This window comes from Microbacterium sp. GbtcB4 (assembly GCF_019091465.1).
Classification (GTDB): domain Bacteria; phylum Actinomycetota; class Actinomycetes; order Actinomycetales; family Microbacteriaceae; genus Microbacterium; species Microbacterium paraoxydans.
In genome coordinates this window covers 1-245 of record NZ_JAGXJJ010000383.1, presented here as the reverse complement: position 1 = coordinate 245, position 245 = coordinate 1, and the positions used below count along the sequence as shown (strand labels likewise).

The 245-nt window shown below is 80.8% G+C and carries 1 pseudogene; it reads right to left on the bottom strand.

Annotation, left to right across the window (positions count from 1 at the left end):
- Window positions 1–245, bottom strand: a pseudogene (locus KVS71_RS18235) (tRNA pseudouridine(55) synthase TruB); the annotation flags it as partial.

The following is a 245-nucleotide window of genomic DNA, read 5'->3' as shown; positions in this document are numbered from 1 at the left end:
CGGACGGGGCCCCGCCGCCGCCCCGCGGCGGGAGGTCCTCCCCCCCCCCCGCACGGCCGCGGTCGTGGGCGCGGCGGCCGTCGACCTTGATCGCCGAGCCCGCGCTCGGGACCTGGGAGTTCGCGCCCGTCAGAGCGGCCACTCCGGCATCGATGGCCGCACCCGCGATCGCCGCGAGGCCGCTCCCATCCGGGCGGGGGGGGGTCTCGCCCTCCCCGTCATCCGTCGGGGTGTCGGCACCGAGC